Below are 1,025 nucleotides of genomic sequence, written 5' to 3' on the forward strand. Positions count from 1 at the left end.
GAATTAGAAATACACTCACTCCCAAGATAAGGTTCTATACTTCCTGCCATTCCGTTGACATTCATATTAACCTCTCCACTTGGCCCAATAGTTGGGTAATCATTAAGTATATCTATGTTAGGTAAAATAAATATTTTAATATTATTAGAGATTTTAGATTTTTCTATTCCTTTTAGTGCAGCATGAGCAGCAGTGTCATTATCAAAAACTGCAATAACTTTATTGATTATGCCAACACTAGAAAAGGATTTAACAATATTAGCAAGACTTCCTGCGCCACCTCCAACTTTAGCACCCTCAAAATCCATAAAAGTAAAATATTCAGCTAAGTGTGGGTAAAGTAAGCTTAGAGATTCTGATAATATAAATTTATCCGACTTTCCTTCAGTTAGAATAATACACTTACCAATGTCGTAATATTCAACAGAGCTTAAATTAGTTACATACTCAACTAAATCCTCATCTACATCAAAGTACCCTCCCAAAATCAAATCTCCAACGTCGTAAACTAAATCGTCTCTTTCTGGTATAACTTCAAGACAAAGTCTCAATGCTACATATATAGAATCACCAGGAAATCCATAGAAACTATCTTCATTCCGTAACATATATCCTAGTAAAGAAGCATCTTCTATATAAGATAATGAGCCATCACTTTCCTCACTTGATAATAAAGTATTGTGATTCTTCTCATATTCTTTATACGTCAGTTCCTGTTCATGAATCTCTTTAAGAGTAGACAACCATTTATTAAGAGTCATTTCTTTAAAAATTTTCAAAGTAGATTTGAAAACATCATGATTCATATAGTCTCTTTCATACCTTAGTATTTCATTTGCTAAAGAAGATTCGAAGGCTTTTTTGGAAGTCTCAAAAGTATATCCAAAAAGCTCCAATCGAGATTTTAGGACATTTAAAGAAATAGAATAAAAAACTAAACTGTTATTCTCTTCCTTTTCTAGATAGTCTTTCCATACAACACTAATTTTCTTGGGAATACGTTCATTATTTGACGTAATGATTTT

At 31.3% G+C, this 1,025-nt stretch carries 1 protein-coding gene; it reads right to left on the minus strand.

What is annotated here, in order from left to right:
* Nucleotides 1–1,025 (minus strand): HEPN/Toprim-associated domain-containing protein (locus ACS8FC_RS15065; protein ID WP_439297367.1); only part of this gene is annotated, 1,025 nt, incomplete at both ends.

The organism is Psychrobacter sp. 1Y4, assembly GCF_051847555.1.